General features: G+C 55.0%; 13 protein-coding genes and 1 riboswitch. Of the genes, 5 read left to right on the top strand and 8 right to left on the bottom strand.

Translation table 11 applies throughout. The features are described from left to right. Positions 1-33 precede the first annotated feature (33 nt). Positions 34-1,167 (bottom strand): glycosyltransferase 87 family protein, encoded by a 1,134-nt coding sequence (locus Q4P78_RS04575; protein WP_303339174.1) that lies wholly within the window; start codon positions 1,165-1,167, stop codon positions 34-36. Between the two features lie 195 nt (positions 1,168-1,362). After that, complete coding sequence (locus Q4P78_RS04570; RefSeq protein ID WP_303339173.1) at positions 1,363-2,628, bottom strand: glycosyltransferase 87 family protein; 1,266 nt, start codon at positions 2,626-2,628, stop codon at positions 1,363-1,365. Positions 2,629-2,855: 227 nt separating this feature from the next. On the opposite strand from Q4P78_RS04570, the gene Q4P78_RS04565 reads away from it, so the two are divergent. Together Q4P78_RS04565 and Q4P78_RS04560 are read left to right on the top strand one after the other, a co-directional pair. Beyond that, a complete protein-coding gene (locus Q4P78_RS04565) occupies positions 2,856-6,032 on the top strand; it encodes a multicopper oxidase domain-containing protein (RefSeq protein ID WP_303339172.1) in 3,177 nt (1,058 codons plus the stop codon). Between the two features lie 111 nt (positions 6,033-6,143). Next, positions 6,144-6,875 (top strand): lytic transglycosylase domain-containing protein, encoded by a 732-nt coding sequence (locus tag Q4P78_RS04560; RefSeq protein WP_303339171.1) that lies wholly within the window; start codon positions 6,144-6,146, stop codon positions 6,873-6,875. A 73-nt stretch (positions 6,876-6,948) separates the two neighbouring features. Here Q4P78_RS04560 and Q4P78_RS04555 read toward each other — a convergent pair whose 3' ends face one another. Further along, the gene (locus Q4P78_RS04555) at positions 6,949-8,145 is read right to left on the bottom strand and encodes a cytochrome P450 (RefSeq protein ID WP_303339170.1); all 1,197 of its coding nucleotides are present in this window, start codon (positions 8,143-8,145) and stop codon (positions 6,949-6,951) included. 670 nt (positions 8,146-8,815) lie between these two features. Between Q4P78_RS04555 and Q4P78_RS04550 the strand changes: the two genes are divergently transcribed. Continuing rightward, a complete protein-coding gene (locus Q4P78_RS04550) occupies positions 8,816-9,619 on the top strand; it encodes a hypothetical protein (RefSeq protein ID WP_303339169.1) in 804 nt (267 codons plus the stop codon). 97 nt (positions 9,620-9,716) lie between these two features. On the opposite strand, the gene Q4P78_RS04545 is transcribed toward Q4P78_RS04550, so the two are convergent. From Q4P78_RS04545 to Q4P78_RS04535, 3 genes are all read right to left on the bottom strand, one after another. Continuing rightward, entirely contained in the window at positions 9,717-11,165 is a 1,449-nt protein-coding gene (locus tag Q4P78_RS04545; protein WP_303339168.1) for an MFS transporter, read from the bottom strand. Between the two features lie 282 nt (positions 11,166-11,447). Then, positions 11,448-13,766 (bottom strand): 5-methyltetrahydropteroyltriglutamate--homocysteine S-methyltransferase, encoded by a 2,319-nt coding sequence (gene metE, locus Q4P78_RS04540; protein ID WP_303339167.1) that lies wholly within the window; start codon positions 13,764-13,766, stop codon positions 11,448-11,450. 90 nt (positions 13,767-13,856) lie between these two features. Next, a complete protein-coding gene (locus Q4P78_RS04535; RefSeq protein WP_303339166.1) occupies positions 13,857-14,768 on the bottom strand; it encodes a methylenetetrahydrofolate reductase in 912 nt (303 codons plus the stop codon). Between the two features lie 84 nt (positions 14,769-14,852). Then, a riboswitch (SAM riboswitch) is annotated at positions 14,853-14,956 on the bottom strand. Positions 14,957-15,105: 149 nt separating this feature from the next. Here Q4P78_RS04535 and Q4P78_RS04530 point away from each other — a divergent pair. After that, the gene (locus Q4P78_RS04530; RefSeq protein WP_303339165.1) at positions 15,106-16,104 is read left to right on the top strand and encodes an aldo/keto reductase; all 999 of its coding nucleotides are present in this window, start codon (positions 15,106-15,108) and stop codon (positions 16,102-16,104) included. A gap of 93 nt (positions 16,105-16,197) precedes the next feature. Continuing rightward, the gene (locus Q4P78_RS04525) at positions 16,198-17,586 is read left to right on the top strand and encodes a sugar porter family MFS transporter (RefSeq protein ID WP_303339164.1); all 1,389 of its coding nucleotides are present in this window, start codon (positions 16,198-16,200) and stop codon (positions 17,584-17,586) included. A gap of 159 nt (positions 17,587-17,745) precedes the next feature. Here Q4P78_RS04525 and Q4P78_RS04520 read toward each other — a convergent pair whose 3' ends face one another. Further along, positions 17,746-18,477 carry a hypothetical protein gene (locus tag Q4P78_RS04520; protein ID WP_303339163.1) on the bottom strand — a complete coding sequence of 244 codons (732 nt, stop codon included), beginning with the start codon at positions 18,475-18,477 and terminating at the stop codon, positions 17,746-17,748. Between the two features lie 152 nt (positions 18,478-18,629). After that, complete coding sequence (locus Q4P78_RS04515) at positions 18,630-19,487, bottom strand: hypothetical protein (RefSeq protein ID WP_303339162.1); 858 nt, start codon at positions 19,485-19,487, stop codon at positions 18,630-18,632. Between the last annotated feature and the right edge of the window lie 51 nt (positions 19,488-19,538).

Below are 19,538 nucleotides of genomic sequence, written 5' to 3'. Positions count from 1 at the left end.
GGCGGGCCCCTTGGTGTATTCGCTGGCGATTATCTAGGCTCGGATCTGCGGGCGGGTTGCCGCGTAACACCAGAGCATAGTCACGCTATACAGGCTCAGAATGGGCAGAGTCGCAATTACCAGCAGGTGGTAGGCGATATAGTCCATTCGGTCAAAGCTACCTCCCTGCAGCAGGGCGCCCATCTGAACCGGTTCAATGTATAGGGTGACACCGGCAAAAATAGTCAGCGCCCATCCGAGCTTATACAGCCAGCCCGGTAGCACGCTGAAGAAGACCGGCAGGCCGTCCAGCAGCAGGGCGACAATCAGCAGCGGGAACATGACATTGTGGTGACCCCAGCTAATGGGCGAAATGCTAATCATCAGGAAACCGGTCACGCCCACCTGAGCCAGCACCATGGAGCGGCGTTCTAGCTGGTAGAGCAGGTAGCCGACAGCGATGACGGTCAGTAGAGCTACAGCGTAGTAGCTGATGCGCAGAGTCGTATCGCGCAGACCAAGGTGCATGAGCCAGCCCTGAATGGAAATATTATCCACATAGTTAATATTTCCCACGCGGGAGGGGTCGTGAACCGCCTTGAACCAGTAGGTGTAGGCGTCCTGCGGGTTGAGCGCGAAGCCCAGGGCTACGGTGGCGCCGAAGCTTGCACCCAGGGTTGCGATGCCCTTGAAATCGCGGCGCATGAGGAAGATCAGGCCAAAGGCGAGCGGCGTGAGCTTAATGCCTCCGGCAATACCGATAAGCACGCCGCGCGGCACGCGGGTTGCCGGGCGGATAAAGTCGGCGAGCACCAGCATGAGGATTACGGCATTAATCTGTCCGAAGGTGGTGGTCCACCACCAGGGGCCGCAGAGCCAGATAATCGAGGTGAGTACCGAGATGGTCCCCCACTTGCCGAGCTTTTCTTGCAGGGGTAGTCGGCGGCCGCGGGATTGTACGTAGCCGTAGATTACCGAGGAGAACCAGTAGCAGATGGCTCCAATAATGAAGACCATCAGGTACATGGTGAGCTGTGCCCTGATGAGAGTGAAGGGAATAAAGATATAGGCGGCAAAGGGCGGGTAGGTGAAGGGGAAGTTTGCCACGCGCACATCGTAGAGGGGCACTCCCCCGCTGCGACCTATGACGGCTTCGGCACCGCTGCGGTAGACCATGAGATCGAACATGGGATGAAATGTGATGTACCAGAGTATACCCAGGGTTATCAGGGCGAGAACCACATGGGGTATTACTCTATATGCTCGTGTGCTTTGTGCTCCTTCGCGCACCATTGCACTCATGATTAATCACAACCTATCTATATAGATATATGGCTATTTATACTCCTGACAGGGTATTTTCACAAGGAAAATAGAGAAAATCTAAAGGGTCTGTACCGACTCCGAGCGAATCTGACGGGTGCAACTAGAGGCGCCCCAGAGCACAATCACCACACACCACAGGGCAAAAATCGGCAAACCACCGATCAAGACACCCGGAGCCCAGAGGTGCTCCAGATTATCCATACTGCCCCAGGTGGCGCCTCCCACGGCGCGCGGGGAAATGAACAGACCCACAGCACCAACCCAGAAGAGCACTCGGGCTAGCTTCTGCAGCCATGCGGGGAAGACCTTAAAGAAGAGGGGGAATGCATCCACTGCCAGCACAGCAATAATGATCGGCAGCCACACATTGTGGTGCGACCAGCTAATGGGAGATAGGCTCACCATGAGCATGCCCGCCACGGAAATCTCAGCCAGCACCAGCTTGCGACGATTGAGCTGATAGAGGGCTAGGGCAGCCAGCACAATAGAGAGCGCAGCCAGGGCGTAGTAGCTGTACTTGAGCAAAGATCCGGTCATACCAAAATGGGCCAGCCAACCCTGAATGGAGATATTATCCACGAAGTTAATATCGCCCACGCGTGCCGGATCCGAGACCGCGCTAAACCAGAAGGTGTGCGCCTCGGCGGGCATGAGAGCAAAGCCCAGAGCCACGGTGGCGCCAAAACTCAAACCTAGGGTCATAACGCCCTTAAAATCGCGGCGCATGAGCAGCACCAGGCCAAAGGCGAGGGGGGTCAGTTTCAGTCCACCAGCAATACCAATCAGTACACCGCGGGGCACGCGGGTTGCCGGGCGCATAAAATCAGCCAGCACCAGCAGCAAAATAATGGGGTTAATTTGACCCAGATCGAAGGTGCGCAGCCAGGGGCCCGAGAGCAGCACCAGGGCGGTGAGCAGGGCGATGGTGCCGGTGCGTCCGTACACATCTTGCTTGTAAATACGGTAGCCGCGCTTCTGCACGTGATCATAAATAAGCGCTGAGACCCACCACGCCGCCGCGCAGGTAATGGAGAGCATGATGGCATAGCCCAGCTCAAAGGGCAGGAAAGCGAAAGGTACGAACACCATTGCCGCAAAGGGCGGGTAGGTAAAGGGCAGCTGCAGCTCGCCGATGGTGACCATGGAGCGGTCGTAGAGCTCCTTAGTGAAGCCCTCATTGTCAAAAATGGTCATGGCTCCCATGCGGTAGATGCTGAAATCTAGACCGGCGAAGGGACGGAAAAGAATGTGGAAAAGGTATAGACCGACAATGGTTGCTGCCAGGATCAGCAGAGCAGGTCGAGTGCGCTGAGTGGGTGCCATAATATTCTTTCGCTCGGGTGGTTTTATTGTATCAGTGACCACATTGGCACCGTAGGTGCAGACCCCTTTTAATCGGCAATATTAAGGGTGCATCTGCAGAGTCTTCAATATGTGCCCAGACAGAGAGAGTCCGTAGAACTCACTCCTATCTTTCTGTCACAGTGAGGTTATTTGGTATATTTTGGGCAATATAATAGACAGAGAGATTAAGGAAGAAGAGGTATAGCATGAGCGAAGAGCACACTCCCCATAATTCTCAGAAGCCCGAGCAGTCAACACAGCGGGGCTCTTCTGAGGCGACTTCGCGCCCTTCGCGCCGCCTCTCCCTGAGTGCACCCTCCGATAGTTCCGCCACTAATAGTTCTTCTGCGGGCAGTTCTTCCTCGGGCGAGGTATCCGAACAGGAGCAGGCAGCTCGCGAGCGCATGATGCGCCTTGCCGGTATGATCCCGGACTCTAGCGAGCCTGATTCCGCGCAGAGCCAGGACAAGGATTCCCCGAGTGCAAAGAGAAACAGCGCTAAGGAAAACAGTGCAGAGGCTAAGCATCCCTCCCTTGCGGGCATGAACCTCATGGGTGACTCTTCTCTGCCTCTCTCCCCTTCTTCTGCCCCCGAACCGGGCCCGGGCTCTGACGGTAAGTCAGGTCTGAGCATTGGTATGCGCCCGGTGGGCGGTCCGCCCCCGGGGACTATGAATATGGCTGAGATGGCTACGCGCGCGGCGGGTCGTAATAGTTGGCATCGTCGTGCCTCTAAGCCCGTGTCTTGGTGGATGTTCGCCATCGTGGGCGTGCTGCTTTTCCAGCATTTTATTCCGCGTCAGGGCTGGCTGCTGGTGCATATGGTGACTCTGGGTTTGATGACGAACTCGATTCTGATTTGGTCTCAGCATTTCACCGAGGCTTTGCTGAAGGTCAAGCTGCCCGATAGTGCCCGCCCGGTGCAGGTTCGCCGTATTTTTATCCTCAATGGCGGTATTGTGCTGCTGATGGTGGGTATGCTCAGCGGTCTGGTTCCTCTGACTCATCTGGGTGCGCTGACGGTAGGCGTGTGCGTTGCCTGGCATGGCACGGAGCTCTTTAAGCATCTGCGTAATGCTTTGCCGTCTCGTTTTGGCCCGACGATTCGTTTTTATATTATGGCGGCGTGGATGCTGCCCCTGGGCGCTCTACTGGGTGCCCTATTGGCTCTACCCGGCCTGTCTTCGGAGTGGCATGCGCGCCTGCTCTTGGCTCATGAGGCTGTGAATGTTTTGGGCTTTGTGGGTCTCACGGTTTTTGGCACTCTGATTACGTTCTGGCCGACCACTCTGCGCACGAAGATGGTGCCGAATTCTCTGCCGCTGAATTTGCGCGGTTTGTACACCATGTGTGCGGGTATTGTGCTGCTGGTTGCCGGTGCTCTGCTGGGTATTAATCTGCTGGCTGCTGCCGGTCTGCTGGTGTATTTGGCGGGTGTGAGCCTGCCGGTGTACGTTATGGTGCGCACGGTGCTCAATAAGGCGCCTCAGGAGTTCCCGCCGATGAGTGCCGGTGCTGCTGTGTGCTGGTTTGTGGTCGGTGTTGTGTGGACTCTCATCATGGTTGCGACCACGCCTTTCCGTGATGTGGATATGAGCACGGTGACCCCGGTGTTTGTGGTGGGTTTCTTGCTGCAGATTCTGCTGGGTGCTATGAGTTTCTTGCTGCCTCAGCGTATGGGTGGCGGCCCGTCGGTGGTACGCGGTTCTAATAAGGAGTTCAGCCGTTTTGCTGCCGGTCGTGTGGCGATTGTTAATACTGCTCTGCTCTTTTATGTGGCGCCTTTCTCTTCCCCGGCTATGCGTGTTGCGGTGGCTATTGTGGGTGCTGCGGCGTTGGCGTCCTTTATTCCGTTGATGGTTCGCGGTGTGAAGGCGTCGGTTCAGGGCCGTAAGAAGCTGATGGAGGCGCGTGCTCGCGGCGAGAAGCCTAGCTTTGATGCGAAGGCTATTAGCCCGGATCCGATTCCTCATTCTCGTTTTGCTCTGATGGGTGTTTTGGCGGTGACTGCTGCCCTGGTGGTGGGTATTGCGGTTAATCCTGCGGCGGTGAATTTCAATCTGGCTGCGGGTACCCGCGCCTCGGGCGAGGAGACTCGTATCTCTATTGAGGCTAATAGTAATCTGCGTTTTAGCCCCGATACGGTGCAGGTTCCCGCCGGTAACCGCCTGGTTGTCGAGGTGAAAAATACCGATTCCATGGTGCACGATCTGACCTTCGCTAATGGTGCGCGCACCGGTTCCATTGATCCGGGCGAAACCCGCACCGTGGATGTTGGCGTGATCGGTACCGATCTTGAGGGCTGGTGCTCCATTGCCGGCCACCGCGAGCTGGGCATGCTCTTCCATGTGAAGGTCACCGGAGAGATTAGTGCCTCCGGTAGCAGCGGCCACCACGGCTCGGCGGCCGCTACAGGTAATCTGCTCACTGCCTCCAGCGCGAATATTGACCTGCATAAGGCACCCGGCGAGGGCTATGCCTACCGCGACCCGGTGCTCGCTCCCGTACCCGAGGGCGTGCAGCGTAATGGTAAGCGCGTGCATCAGGTGACCCTGGATGTTCAGGAGACTCAGCGTGAGGTGGCTCCGGGTCTGGAAATGACCGCCTGGACTTTTAATGGTGCGGTCATGGGTCCGACCCTGCACGGCAAGATTGGCGATGTTTTTGAAATTACGCTGGTCAATAATGGCACGGTGGGTCATTCGGTGGATTTCCACGCCGGTGTTGTCTCCCCGGATAATACGATGAAAACCATTAATCCGGGTGAGAAGCTCGTCTATCGTTTTGAGGCGGTTGCCTCCGGTATTTGGCTCTACCATTGCTCGACTATGCCCATGAGCCTGCACCTGTCGGCTGGTATGTTTGGTGCGGTGATTATTGACCCGCCGAATCTTGACCCGGTGGATCGTGAGTATGTGCTGGTGCAGAATGAGGTGTACCTGGTGGATACGAACCGCCGCACCGATTCGGGTGCCGTGGTGGGTGAGAATTCCATGCAGCTCATTAATGCTGGCGTGCCTTCGCTGACTATGTTTAATGGTCACGCGACCCAGTACGGCGCTGCGGGTAAGCCTCTGGTGGCTAAGACCGGTGAGCGTGTGCGTATTTGGGTGCTGGCTGCCGGCCCGTCCAAGGGCACGAGTTTCCATGTGGTGGGTGGTCAGTTCGATACGGTCTATAAGGAGGGCGGTTACACTCTGCGTGGCGGTGTCGATCCTTATGGTCGTCGTGGCGGTCATTCTCAGGCTCTGGATCTGGCCCCCGCTCAGGGTGGTTTTGTGGAGATGAGCTTTGGTGAACCGGGCTCGTACACCTTTGTGAATCATTCTTTTGCGGAGGCTGAGCGTGGCGCTGAGGGTGTTATTAAGGTAACCGCTCCGTAGCCTCCTGCAGGGTTTTCCCCTGTATATACCGCGGTTTCGCCGGGTGTTTCTCTAGGTTCTGGTTGAGCTTGAGGGGTGCACCCGGCGTTTCTTTGCGTTAGTCTTGTAGGCATGACCACCGATTCTTCCGTTTCTTCGAGTGCACCCGTGTGGCGTCGTGTTGTTGCTGGCGTGCTGGCGCATTGGCAGATTATTGCCTCCGCCGTATTGCTTTCGGGCGGCGTGGCGGGTCTTGCCGCGACCCATACGGAGCATTGCGCCCCGGATGAGCTGTTTTATGCCCCTTCACAGGTGCGTGCTGATATTGAGCAGGCTGCTCGTGTGTCGGGTTTCCGTCCGGGTTTGATTGCCGCGCAGCTTGAGGTGGAGTCAGGCTGGCGTGTAAATGCTCGTTCTTCGGCGGATGCTCAGGGTGTTGCCCAGTTTACGGAGGATACCTGGGATATGTGGGGTAATGGTGGGGATCGTCTGAATCCTCATGATGCTATTGCCGCTCAGGGGCGCTATTTGGCGTATTTGCGTGAGCGTTTGGCTCCCTATGCTCATTCTGAGGCTCAGCTGCAGGATATTATTTTTGCCGGCTATAACGCTGGACCGGGTGCTGTGGAGCAGTATGAGGGTATTCCTCCCTATGGGGAGACCCAATCGTATGTGGTGCGTATTCGCGCCTATGCGGATTCTAAGTATGCTGCCGGGTGCGTGCCGGATCCGGAGTTTACTCAGGCTCGTTTAATAACTATTCCGAGCCCTTCGTCTTCTGCGAGTGCTTCGGCAAAGCCTTCTTCGTCGGCTAGTGTTTCTTCTCGTCCGAGTGCTTCTTCTAGTGCTTCTGGACGTTCCTAAGCTACAACGTTAAAAACGTTAAAGCTGTGGGGCGGTATTGTGTAATACCGCCCCACAGCTTTATATCTATCGACTATGCAAAGATTGCACGCACTCGCGAGTAACCCGAGACGGGGTATACCGCATTAACGGTGGCGGGTTCTTTACTCTCATCAGCAATGGTGATGGATTCGGTGCCGGCGAGCAGCTCCTCGAGCAGAATACGCAGTTCCAGACGTGCCAGGGGCGCGCCGGGGCATACGTGAATACCTGCGCCGTACACCAGGTTATTGGACTGGTCGCGGTGCGGGTTGTAGCTCAGGGAGTCTTCAAACGCCTCTTCGTCGCGGTTGGCACTTGCCCAGTTAATGGTCACGCGGGAGCCGGCGGGCAGGGTACGTCCACCCAGCTCGGTCTCTTCGGTGGTGACTCGACGGTTGGTGACCAGGGTGTCTTCTAGGCGCATGATTTCTTCAACCGCCAATTCGATTTCGCGGCTGCCTTCTGCCATAGAGGCGCGCAGGCGCTGCTGCTCCTGCGGGTTGCGTGCCAAAAAGTTCACGAAGACGCCCACGCATGCAGAGACGGTGGAGAGTTCACCCACGGTCCAGTTACGGATCAGGCTCACGATTTCTTCGTCGCTCATGTGGCGGGGTTCTTCGCCCGGCAGCTGCACGGTGTCGGTGAGCAGTTCTGCGGTCACGTCGCCGGGCTTGCCTGCTGCTGCCTCGGCGCGGCGTTCGTCCAGTAGCGCGCGAATGTAGCCGTCAAATTCCAGGGCGACCTTGGCAATTTCTGCGCGGTCACGCTTGAGGGTGGCTACGCGGTTCTTTTCGATCCATTCGGTCAGGGGCTGCTCCAGGGAGGCAGGCCAGCCCATAAAGGCGTTCTGCACGCGCATGGCGTATGCCTGGCCGAAGCCGTCCATCACGTCTACTTCTTCATTGCGGGGCAGGGTGGAGATGAGTTCTCGCACGGAGTCGCGAATCACCTGCTCGAAGGGTGCCAGACGTTCGGGGGTGAAGTATTTGTCGTTGACGGCGCGGAAGGTGGTGTGTTCGGGTGCGTCCATGCCATTGGGGACGGCAATGTGGCGGGTGGAGACGATATTGGAGTAGATTTCGGGGTGTTCGAGCACGTGCTTGACGTCTGCGTTTTTAAAGACGGAGTAGCCCATGAATTCGTCGTGTGCTACGGGGCAGGTGCGGCGCATACGGTCGTATGCTGCTACCTGGTCTTGCTGAACTTCTTCGCTGCGTAGGTTCCAGTCGTTCTGTACGGTTTCGCTCATTGCTCTATTCTTATCTTCTCTATGTCTCTTGTAGCGTCTCTATAGAGGATGGTGTCTATAGTGTGTTTTTCTTCTTCTGACACTACCACTTAAGTGCGTTTTTCTCAGGTCAGGAGTTCCTGCCTGAGCCGGATGCACCTCCCATGGTTTGCGTGTACCTTCAGTATGTGCGGTGGAGGTGCCACAGTGGGTCACCGCGGTTTTTCGGTCGAAAATTATAAGTATTTCTAAAAATTTTATATAATATTTTAGGAAATTTTATCTATTAAATTTAGTTAAATTTGAACAAACTCCATTAAATAGAACAAAAAATGGCACTTTATTATACATTGAAGTAGAAAAGGGGTCCTGAATTCCACTGAGAAAGGGTGCTAGTCTTAAGTCATATTCACTAAGGATGATTTTGGAGCCAGGTCGCTTAAACATTACGATAGATTCCCCTGGGGGAACCTACCGCTAGCCACGCTAGGAGGAAAACATCATGGCTACGGTACCCAAGAAGATTCTTGCATACGCGGATTATAAAGGTCTGAGTAATCCGGGTGTATTCGATTGGATTGAGTCCATTACGTCATCCAGGATTTGCTCATAAGCAGAAGCACCTTTATAGATAGCGGGGTGTCTCGACTGACTCTATCTGTCGATACACCCTCAATAAAAAGGAATTTCAATGAAGAAGATACTGGGTTTTATATTTGTTTTTATTATTTCTACGTGTTTCTCTTGCGCTTCCCCTCCCCTGCCACGAGATACTAGCGCTAAAGCAGTTTTAGATTATAAAAATAATACAATCATTATGCCGATTAGCAACTATTTTGATTATGGCGATAAGAACTATTACTATCATGCACAATATATCTTAATGAAAAGATGTTTTGAACGTTCCGGCTCTCACTACGATGCTGAGATTTTTGATCCTGCTATTTCTGGTTCTCAAGGCCAAGGACACGGTGTATGGAATCCTGAATATACACAAAAGTATGGGTATATTGATAGGAAAACTATACGCGAAACCCACAATGATTCTTCAATCGAAGAATCGTGCCGTCCTCAAGTTGATAGGGAACTAGCAGCCATCGGAACTCTGCATTATCATATAGCAGCAACCAGAGTGGAAGGACAAGCACGCCAGGAAGCCAGCCGCATTAAAGAATGGCAGGACGCAAGAAAAGAGTGGCATGCATGCATGAAGAGCAAAAACCTCACCCCTCCTGCCAGCAATCAAAGCCAGTGGATGAGTCAAGAAGGAACTGCTTTTGGAGGCAGCAAAGAAGTTACGGATGAAGAAATTCGAGTAGCGACCATTGAAGCTAAATGCGCTCAAGAAACCGGGTCTACGCAGAAAATGATGGACATTGAAGCATCCATCCAAGCTCCGCTCATTCGTGACCATGAGGCTGATCTTAAACACGAATCAGAGCTCTACCGCGAAAATAATAAAAAATTTAAAGAATTCGTGCTCAATAATCAGTAAAAGTACACTGCTAGTATCCACATGATACGAGCAACACCAAGGGGCGGTACGGGAAAACCCGCACCGCCCCTTGGTTTATATGAGAGCTAGAGGGTGATTACTCAGCTTCGGTATCCATCTGCACATTATCGCGCATCATACGAGCCTTACGCTCAGCCATCAGACGCTTCTCATCGCCGTTGACCATAAACAGGAAAACAGCAGCAATCAGCGCGCAGGCAATCATAAAGCTAAAGGCAGCGCCCCAGCCCCAGACGTCCACAATAATACCCACACCGGTGGATGCCATGGTCGCACCCAGAGCGTAACCGAACAGACCGGTAAAGCCCGCCGCGGTACCCGCCACATGGGAGGGAGAGAGGTCAATAGCCTGCAGACCGATCAGCATCACCGGGCCGTAAATCAGGCCACCAAAGAGAGCCAGAGCGATCATAGCAACCCACAGCGGAGCATCCATGGAGTAGAGCAGAATGGTAGCCACGGTAGCCAGCAGGAAGAGAATACCCGCCGGGGAACGGCGACCCTTAAAGACATAGTCGGAAATAAAACCGCAGAGCAGGGTGCCGAAAATGCCGGAAATCTCCAGAATGGAGAAGCCCATCAGGCCGCCCTCAAGGGAGGCATGACGCACATCGTGCAGGTACTTCGGGGTCCACACCAGCACGCCGTAGCGCAGGGTGTACACAAACACATTCGCCAGCGCCAGGTTCACAATGGTGCGATTACCCAGCACGTGCTTACGCAGGGTAGTCCAGGTGGACTCAGTGCGGTCTTCCTTGGTGGATTCCACCTTATCCGGGTCATTGCGATACTCGGCGATCGGGGGCAGACCCTCAGCTTCGGGGTTATCGCGAATCAGGAACCAAGAAATAGCAGCCAGCACCAGAGAAGCAGCAGCAGGGAACCAGAATGCCACCTCCCAGCTCTTACCAAAAGCAGCAAAACCCCAGGCAACCAGGGCACCGGAAAGAGCGGCACCCACATTGTGCGCGGTATTCCAAATAGCGACCTTGCCGCCGCGCTCACCGGTGGAGAACCAGTTCACCAACACACGGCCCGAAGGCGGCCAGCCCATACCCTGGAACACGCCATTGAAGACCATAATCGCCGCCATAGTGGAGGCAATAGCAGCCGCCGCGGTACCCGCCTGGGCACCCTCACCCATATAGCCGGTGAGCGCCAGCAAAATATTGGCAATGGAGGAGAGCACCAGACCGATCGGCAGGAAGAGACGCGCATTGGAGCGGTCAGAGATCATCGCGGTCAAGAACTTGCTGAAGCCATAGGCAAGCAGCAACGAAGTAGACAGCACACCAATAGCGGTATTGCTAAAGCCGAGCTGATCGGTGAGAATCGGTGCCACCAGCGGCACATTATTGCGAATGAGATAGAAGGTCGCGTAGCCAATAAAAATACCCATGAACACCTGCAAGCGCATGTTCGGGTACTTCTGATCGACCTCAGCGTCGGGCAGACGTTTTACGGGTTCCGGGATAGCCAACCAGCCCGGGATTTTACCCTTCTTCTGTGAATCTGTGGTAGTCATGAGCCTGATAATAACAAAGGCACCCCTAAGTTACTATGTCCCGGTGACATATGTACAGGTATATAGCACCCTATCTGAGAATATGTTCATATATACCCTGCACTAATGTGCATTTGGGCACATGCTCAGCCCTTTATACCGCCACCAACAACAGAACTCCCGGCGCGCACACTCTAATAGAGCGCACACACCGGGAGCCTTATCTATCTATCCAGGACACCCCGTACGGGGCCGGTTTAGAGGGGTGCCGCACCACCACAGCACGACACTCAACGCATAAGCCTACAGGCTTGCGCGTACAGCCTTAGTAGCCGCAACCAGGTTCTGCAGAGACTGCTTGGTCTCCTCATAGTCGCGAGTCTTCAGACCGCAGTCGGGGTTGATCCACAGATCCGCAATGGTGCCGTAGTTAATAGCGGTGCGGATCAAATCCTCAACCTCAGCCTCGGAGGGAACGCGCGGGGAGTGAATATCCCACACGCCCGGGCCCAGACCCGAAACGTAGGTTTCGGGAATGTCAGCCAGCAGCTCCATGTGGGAACGTGCTGCCTCGATGCTGGTCACATCTGCGTTCAGGGCGTTGATCGAGTCAATGATTTCGTTGAACTCGGAGTAGCACAGGTGGGTGTGGATCTGGGTCTTGTCCTCAACACCGGAAGTTGCCAGGCGGAAGGAGTTCACGGACCAATCCAGGTAGTCGGCGTGTGCATCGCGGCGCAGGGGCAGCAACTCGCGCAGCGCCGGCTCATCCACCTGAATAATGCGGATACCCGCTGCTTCCAAGTCTGCGATTTCGTCAGCCAGTGCCAGAGCCACCTGGTTTGCGGTGTCGCGGCGAGGCTGGTCGTCACGCACGAAGGACCACGCCAGGATGGTCACCGGGCCGGTGAGCATGCCCTTGACGGGACGCTCGGACAGGGACTGTGCGTATGCGCTCCACGGAACGGTGAATGCGTCACCACGCAGGCCCTCACCGGTACGCTTGACGTCACCGAAGAGTACCGAGGGACGGGTGCAACGCGAGCCGTAGGACTGAACCCAACCGTGCTTGGTGGTTGCGAAACCGTCGAAGTTCTCAGCGAAGTACTGAACCATGTCGTTACGCTCAGCTTCACCGTGAACCAGGACATCCAGGTCCAGCTCTTCCTGTAGCTTGATAACCGAAGCGATTTCCTCGCGCAGGAATTCATCCAGCTGCTCCTGGCTGATCTTGCCTGCACGTGCCTCTGCACGGTGGCGGCGAATATCAGCGGTCTGGGGGAAGGAGCCGATGGTGGTGGTGGGCAGCTTGGGCAGGTTCAGATCTGCCTGTGCTTCGCGGCGTACGTCAATCACGGGGCGGTCGAAATCTTCTGCCTTCACAGCTGCTGCGCGAGCGCGGATTTCGTCATTGTGCTTGCGGGGGTCTGCGTTGAAGCGTGCCAGAGCCTCATCAGCTGCTGCCAGTTCTGCTTCAACAGCCTCTGCGCCCTCTGCCAGGCCGCGTGCCAGGGTTGCGATTTCAGCAACCTTCTGGTCTGCGAAGGACAGACCGTCCACGGGGACCTCTGCTGCATCTTCCAGGGTCACGTCGTGCGGAACGTGCTGCAGGGAGGTGGAGGAGGAGACGACCACAGCGCCGGGCAGTTCCTCGGCTGCTGCCAGGGCTGCGCGCAGATCTGCCTTCCAGATATTACGGCCGTTGATAATACCTGCAACCAGGGTGATACCTGCGGTTGCTACAGCTGCCAGTTCTGCGGGGGTGTACTTGCCGTGAACCAGGTCCAGGTGCAGTGCCTCAATACCGGTGCCAATCAGGGCGTCGAGGTTCTCGCGCAGCTCACCGTAGGGGCTGGTGACCAACAGCTTGGGGCGCTGGGTTTCCTTAGCGAGCTCGGAGTAGGTCTTACGTGCCAGTTCTGCGATTTCTGCATTATTGTCACGGTCGATGGTCAGGCCGGGCTCGTCCAGCTGGACCCATTCCACGCCGCGCTCTGCCAGTTCTGCCAGAACCTGCTTGTATGCTGCGATGAAATCATCCAGGCGGCTGATAGGCTCGAAGTCTTCTGCGGAGCCCTGCTCTGCCTTAGCGCCCAGCAGCAGGGTCAGCGGGCCGACCAGCTGGGGGCGTACCTTCACGCCGGCTGCTGCAGCGGTTTCCAGCTGCTCGACCAGCGCTTCGGTGTTGATCTTAATCTCGGTCTCTGCGCCGATTTCGGGCACCAGGTAGTGGTAGTTGGTATCGAACCACTTGGTCATTTCCAGCGGAGGCAGCTTCTCGGTACCGCGTGCCAGGGCGAAGTAACCGGGCAGATCCAGCAGGCCGCGCTCGTCCTTAGCTTCTGCCAGGCGTGCGGGCACCAGGGTAAACAGGCGGATTGCATCCAGCACCTGGTCGTAGTAGGAGAAGGTTGCGGGGATGGAGGAGTTGTCCTTGCCCAGGCCTGCTGCGCAGACACGCTCGTAGTAGGTACGCTGAATCTCTGCTGCGGTCTCCTTCAGTTCTGCCAGGGTGATCTTACCCTTCCAGAATGCTTCCTGTGCCTTCTTCAGTTCGCGGAAGCGGCCGATGCGCGGGTAACCTACGATGGTTGCTGCATCAAAAGCGACGGTGTTCGACATGGTTGTTTTCCTTTAGATAGATAGTATCGGTAGGGTCTAATGAAATGTGTGGAGCTGCGTATGGTGCAGCCGATATGAGGCGAACCGGTTTTATGCGAATTGCAGTTCTGCCAGGGGCAGGTTGAATCGGTTGCTATAGCGCGGGATGTCCAGGTGCTCAATAACATCCAGGACTGCTTCGTGTTCGTTGAAGGTGTAGAAGTGCAGTCCGGTTGCGCCGGCGTCCAGAACCGCCTTGCACTGTTCGAGTGCGTAGTCCACACCGATCTGGTGCAGTTCCTGCTTGGAGGTTGCGGTTTCCAGCTTGTATGCCAGATCGCGGGGCACCTCCAGGCCAGCGAGTTCGGTGAGCTTGAGCAGGCGCTTGAGGCTGGTGACGGGCATAATGCCGGGGACCAGGGGCATGGTCACTCCTGCCGGGCGTGCGGCGTCAACCAGTCCGCGGTATTGGTCATTGTCAAAGAAGACCTGGGTAATGGCGAAGTCCGCTCCTGCACGCTGCTTGGAGAGCAGGATTTCAATATCTTGCAGAGTGGATGCGGATTCGGGGTGCTTCTGCGGGTATGCTGCCACGCCTACGGAGACTTTTCCTGCAGCCAGGTGAGCGAAGTCTTCTCGTTCTACTCGGCGGATAAGATCCACCAGGTAGCGTGCGAAGGGCAGTTCAAGTTTCTGGGATCCGTCATCGGGAATATCACCGCGCAGAGCCAGGAATCCGCGCACGCCCAGACCCAGAATCAGACGCACGGAGCGCTCGAGTTCTGCCACGGAGTGACCTACACAGGTCAAGTGTGCCAGGGGGTTCAAGCGGGTTTCGTGGACCAGGTAGTCCAGCAGCGCGAGGGTGTTCTGTTTACGTGCTGCATCACCGGAGTAGGTGACAGAGACGTAGTCGGGGTTGGTGTGTTCCAGCTCGGAGATGGTGCGCAGCAGCGATTCGCGGCTGGCGTGGGACCTCGGCGGGTATAGCTCATAGGAGAGAGCCGGGTGAACTGTCGTCATGGTATTCCTTCGTGTCCACCCGATAGAAGTGCGACCGCCTGCGGCGGGTACGCCGAATTCTTTCGATGGTGACCGAAGGGATTCGTTCTATCGGTCCTGGCGGGAGCACCTTCATCTAGTCCCTTGTGAGGATGAGGAGGTTGCTGCGACGTCATAGAGCCAGGTCTCTCGGTCGCTCTGGATAGATAACACGATTACTATATGCCCCTCAGCTTGCAGCTGCCAAGTGATACACGAAATATTTCTTTTCATGACAAATATGTGTTTTTATGACGTGCTTGCGCGTCATAAACGGTCACGCTGTCATATTTACGTCATAAACGGGTAGAGTGGCTTTATGAAGACTATTTCCCCCGAGTACACGCGCCTGGGCTCCAGCGGCCTGGTCGTTCCGCGTGTTGGTATTGGCTGTAATAATCTGGGTCGCCCCGGAACCCCGACCCGCACCCAACAGGGCGTTAACGCTGTGGTTGCCGCTGCAGTGGAGCACGGTATTCCTTTCTTTGATATTGCCGATCTCTACGGTGCACGCCCGGGTCTTTCCGAGGAAATGTTTGGGCAGGCAATGCGCGAGCTGGCTCTGGATCGCGATGAGCTGCTCATTGTCACCAAGTTTGGTTTGCCGGTGGGTGAGCTGAACGGGCACGATTGGGGCGCTCGCGGTTCTCGCCGCTATATTAAGCGCGCGGTGGAGGGGTCTCTGCACCGTTTGGGCACCGAGTATATTGACCTGTATTTTTATCACAGCCCCGATCCCGCCACCCCTTTGGAAGAGACCCTTTCTGCTCTGGATGACCTGGTCTCTGAGGGTAAGGTGCGCTATCTGGGTCATTCGAATTTTGCCGGTTGGCAGCTGGCTCAGGCGGAGTATGTGGCGCGTGAGCTGGGCTCTGAGCGTTTTATTGCGGCGGAAAATCACTATAATCTGCTGGATCGTCGCGCGGAGCTGGAGATTCTGCCGGCGGCTTCTGCCTTTGGCTTGGGTGTTCTGCCCTATTTCCCGCTGGCTAATGGTCTGTTGACGGGTAAGTATTCGCGCGGTGTTGCTCCGCAGGGTTCGCGCCTTTCGCATTCTAAGCAGCAGGTTCTGGAGAATGCGGATTGGGATCAGCTGCAGGCTTTTGCTGATTTTTGTGCTCAGCGCGGTATTAGCCAGGTGCAGGCTGCTTTTTCGTGGTTGGCTCAGCAGCGCCCGGTGGCGAGTGTGATTGCCGGTGCGACTACCCCGGAGCAGGTGCGTGCAAATGCTGCTGCGGTGAGTGTTGTGTTTGATGAGCAGGATCTGGCGGAGTTGAATCGTATTTTCCCGGCTCCTGAAAAGATTGCCCTCTTCTAGGCTCGTATTCTGGGAATAGCGTGCGCGGTGCTATCGTTTTTATAGCGCCCGCACGCTTATTTCGCGTGCCTATACCCTGATTGAAAGAAGTTTATGACCACCACGCTCCCGGCTGTACTTACGCCGCGTAGCCGCGCGCATCTTGCGCGTATTACTCTGATTGCTACGCTCGGCGGTGTGCTTTTTGGCTACGATACGGGTGTTATTAATGGTACCCTGGGGTCGATGAGTCGTGAGCTGGGTTTGGATGCGGCATCTCAGGGTGTGGTGACCGGTTCCTTGGGTTTGGCTGCTGCGGCGGGCGCTCTGGCCGGCGGTCGTTTATCGGATGCTTACGGTCGCCGTAAAACTATTCTCGGATTATCTGTTCTGTTTATTGCGGGTGCTCTGCTCTGCGTGATTGCACCTTCTTTTGGTGTGCTGGTTGCCGGTCGTATTGTGCTGGGTCTTGCGGTGGGTGGCGCCTCCACCGTGGTTCCGGTGTATCTGGCGGAGATTGCTCCCTATGAGGTGCGCGGCTCTCTGGCGGGTCGTAATGAGCTGATGGTGGTTGCCGGTCAGCTGGCGGCTTTTATTATTAATGCGGTGATTGGTACCTGTTTGGCGGATACTCCCGGGGTGTGGCGTCTCATGTTTGCGGTGTGTGTGCTGCCGGCGGTGGGTTTGCTGCTGGGCATGATGCGCGTGCCGGAGTCCCCTCGCTGGTTGGTCTCTACGGGTCGTATTGATCAGGCGCGTCAGGTCATGGCCTCTATTCGCGATGAGCAGCGCGCGGAGCGTGAGATTGTGCAGATTCTTGAGACCGTGAACCGTGCGGATACTGAACCTGGTTTGCGTGCGGCCCTGCGCCATAGCTGGTTTTTGCCTCTGCTGGCGGTGGGTATTGCGGTTTCTGCCGGTCAGCAGCTTACGGGTATTAACGCGATTATGTATTACGGTACGAGCGTATTGGAGCAGGCTGGTTTTAGTGAGTCTGCGGCACTGATTGCCAATATTGGCCCGGGTGTTATTGGCGTGCTGGGTTCTATTCTTTCGCTGCGCCTCATGGAGCGTGTGCCGCGCCGTGTCATGGTGATTACGGGCTATTCATTGACGGCTCTATTCCATGCGCTGATTGGTGTTGCTTCTTTGGTGATTCCTGAGGATGCGCCCTATCGTCCCTTTGTGCTGCTGGCGCTTATTATTGCCTTTGTGGGTTCGATGCAGACCTGCCTGAATGTATCCACCTGGGTTATTTTGAGTGAGCTTTTCCCGTTGCGTGTGCGTGCTGCGGGTATGGGTTTTTCGGCTCTGTGTGGCTGGGGTATGAATAGTGCTGTGGGCGCTTTCTTCCCGGTGCTTTTGGCGGCTCTCGGCCTGACGGGCGCGTTCTTTGCTTTTATGGCAGTGAATATTGTGATTGCCGTGATTATGGCACGTTTCCTACCCGAGACTCGCGGAGTGTCCCTGGAGGATTTGGAGCAGCGCCTAACCCGTGCGTAACTTCTCTACCGACACTATAGTGCCCCGGCAGGAAATTGTTCTGCCGCCGGGGCTCTATCAAGTGTATGGCTATATGCGCATCTAGCCTGCTTATTGCTTCACGTCGATCGTCCACCACGGCTCTTCGAGTAGTAGGGGAATCTAAACGTTCATTTCCTTCTAGTAGGCTTGTACCCAGCGAAGTGCCTCTCGAATATTTTCAGGAATCTGTTCACCATACAGAGAGGGGGCAAAGATCGGGTCATGAAGTATCGAAACATCTTTATACTGAGTGGGCACGGATCCACCGTGAAGCACCAACCCGTACCCGCGAGCCTGTCCCGACGAATGCACGCGAATATCTTTCATCATCTGCACAGGCTGATCATCGTTATCGTAGATGGTTGATGCGTACACCAGGTGAACTATCTTGCCCCGGTGATTGTAGTGCACAGCCGCATCATAGTCGCGAATACGAGTCGCTGTATGTTCACCGGACTGCAGAATCCGCGGGGGAAGACCAAGCTCCCGAGCGAAAGCATCAGCAACATCCCGACAGAAGGCCTGCACTCGTTCATTCCCGCTCTGCTTTTCCCAAGAAACTGCCCTGTCTACACCGATACGAGCAATAGCCGTGTATTCATATTCATCCCATAGATGCTCCTGAATGAAATATAAAGCTACACCCTCTTCAGTCATGACATATTCTATACGTTCAGTATGAGGGGTTGAGCCCAACCCTATATAGAGCAAGGGCGTAAGCTCTCCCCAATAGGTTCCATTACTTAGACGGATAGGTTCAGGGCACAGGAAAGTGAATTCTGTGTTCTCAGCATAGAGCAGGCCGGCGTGCAGGTGCATGCCGTGGTAGCTATTGCTTTCTGCAGAGATAGGGAAGCGAGTATAGTGCACGATGTTTATCTCCTTATCTCCTCAGAATATTTCCCTACCCGTCCGACAAGGCTTTCAAACACAGAGTATTCTCACGCGACGTTCCCGTCAAGACCCTAGACCCTACCGAATCTCTAGACAAGTTCTAGTGATACCTTAATCAATACAATCACTTACTGCTTAGTTGCAATGATGGTACGCGCGAATTCCAAGCTCTTCCCTTTTCGCTCTTTAATCTCATTGAGCTTTACCTGATTCTTTCGAATCAGGGGCATCTGATATGATGCTTCCACATCAGCAAGTGTTTGAGCCATACCCGTTGAGACATTACACTCCGCAGCAATCGTAGCGATACGAATCTCTTCTGTCTTGTCTTCTTGGCTCATATCCGCCTGGCTTCCATCCTGGTTCGTGGTGCGGCTTCGCAGATTATCGAGCTCCTGAGTTCCCCACTTACCGTCCTGTTTATTCGGGGTTAGACCCTTATCCGAAAGACACGCCCACCACTTTTCACGAGCTTGTCGCCATTCAGGTGTTTTCTGTGCATTGTTATATGCCTCTGAGCGTAGTTTTGCGACAAAACGCCCATCTTCATTATCGTGGCTAGTTGAATCGAGGCGGTCAAAATCAGCTCTATGTTCTTTACGACATTCTGCTGCTACGGAGGATGGGATTACTGAATATGACTTATCCCAGTCAGATGATTCTTGGCTTTTATTCTGACCATACCCATATTTTTTTGCGTAGTCAGGACTCCACGCACCATAGGTGTTATACATACGCTGAGGTATAGGCTGCTGTTTCAAATCTGGGTACCCTTTTTCCCTGAGGCAAGATACTCGTAACACAGAGTACGCTTCTAGCATGACGTCTTCTTCACGCAAAGAAAAATAGTACTCATCGAGAGGGTAGATAATTTGATTACTCTCATAGTCCAGAATTGCACGAGTATTCACGTCTCGTTCAGTGAATGCAGAGCAAGACACCAATAGTAAAGAGAGAAGCAAAGATCCTGCATATCGAAATTTCATATTCTCCTCCTCGAGATGGTAGAGAGTGGTTAGATTCCTAACCAACCACTC

This window comes from Rothia sp. (in: high G+C Gram-positive bacteria), from assembly GCF_030540545.1.
GTDB lineage: Bacteria > Actinomycetota > Actinomycetes > Actinomycetales > Micrococcaceae > Rothia.
The sequence above is the reverse complement of the archived record's forward strand: the minus strand, read 5'-3'. Positions and strand labels throughout refer to the sequence as shown.